This window comes from Acinetobacter sp. OYA S30, assembly GCF_033599315.1.
Classification (GTDB): Bacteria; Pseudomonadota; Gammaproteobacteria; order Pseudomonadales; family Moraxellaceae; genus Acinetobacter; species Acinetobacter baumannii.
Map to the genome: position 1 here is coordinate 1 of NZ_JAWVAV010000111.1, position 1,318 is coordinate 1,318.

At 39.4% G+C, this 1,318-nt stretch carries 1 protein-coding gene; it reads left to right on the plus strand.

What is annotated here, in order from left to right:
* Nucleotides 1-75: 75 nt before the first annotated feature.
* Nucleotides 76-1,284 carry an IS256-like element ISAba26 family transposase gene (locus R5R67_RS19345; RefSeq protein ID WP_004738842.1) on the plus strand — a complete coding sequence of 403 codons (1,209 nt, stop codon included), beginning with the start codon at nucleotides 76-78 and terminating at the stop codon, nucleotides 1,282-1,284.
* Nucleotides 1,285-1,318 lie beyond the last annotated feature (34 nt).

A 1,318-nucleotide genomic window follows, 5' to 3' on the forward strand; every position in this document is an offset into this window, starting at 1 on the left:
GGGACTGTTCTAAATTTTGTGTAAGTACTTAATTTTCATTTATCCTTCAGAGGATAATTACAAAAGGTACTTCACATGGATGAAGCAACAATCAAAAGTATGGCTGCCGAATTGGCTAAAGGTCTAAAAACACCAGAAGACTTAAACCAAATGACAGCAGTCTTTAAAAAATTCATGATTGAAACTGCACTCAATACTGAACTTTCAGACCATCTCGGTTATGAAAAGCATCAGCCCAAGAAAGGCTCAAATAGCCGTAATGGGTTTAGTTCTAAAACCATTACAACTCAAGATGGACAACTGGCTTTAGATATTCCCCGTGATCGAGAAGGTTCATTTGAGCCACAAATTATCAAAAAGCACCAAACACGCATCACCAGTATGGATGACCAAATCCTCTCACTGTATGCAAAAGGAATGACTAATAGGGAAATTGTAGCCTTCTTCAAAGAAATGTACGATGCCGATGTGTCAGCATCTCTCATCAGCAAAGTTACCGATGCTGTGATTGAGCAAGTGACTGAGTGGCAAAATAGAGCCTTAGATAGCCTTTATCCTGTTGTCTATCTTGACTGTATTGTTGTCAAAGTCCGTCAGCACTCCAATGTGATTAACAAGTCCGTATACCTTGCTTTAGGCATCAATATGGATGGGCAAAAAGAATTACTGGGTATGTGGATTACTCAGACAGAAGGTGCCAAATTCTGGCTGTCAGTCATGACAGAGCTAAAAAATCGAGGAGTACAGGACATTCTTGTTGCCTGTGTAGATGGATTAAAAGGCTTTCCTGACGCGATAGCCTCTGTTTACCCTCATACTGATATTCAACTGTGTATTGTGCATGTTGTACGCAATAGCCTGAGATTTGTAAGCTGGAAAGACTACAAGGCTGTTACGTCGGGTCTGAAAGCGATTTATCAGGCAAGTACAGAGGAAAATGCTTTAAAGTCCCTAGACATCTTCTGTGATCAATGGAATCACCAGTATCCCAAAATTGGAGAATCCTGGAGGGCCAATTGGGAAAATATCCGAACGATCTTTAGCTATCCAGCCGAAATACGTCATGCGATTTATACAACAAATGCGATTGAGTCGTTGAATAGCGTAATACGCCATTCAACGAAGAAAAGGAAAATCTTTTCATCTGATGACTCAGTAAAGAAGGTCATTTACTTAGCAACATCAAATGCTGCGAAGAAATGGACGATGCCAATTCAAAATTGGCGTTTAGCAATGAATTGGTTTACGATTCAGTTCGATGATCGATTAAAAGATCATTTATAAAAAATGGAACTTACACAAAATAATTTACAGGCTC

What these genes read in the sequence shown, in the direction of transcription:
- R5R67_RS19345 (WP_004738842.1), top strand. Translation starts at nt 76, where the DNA reads ATGGATGAAGCAACAATCAAAAGTATGGCTGCCGAATTGGCTAAAGGT.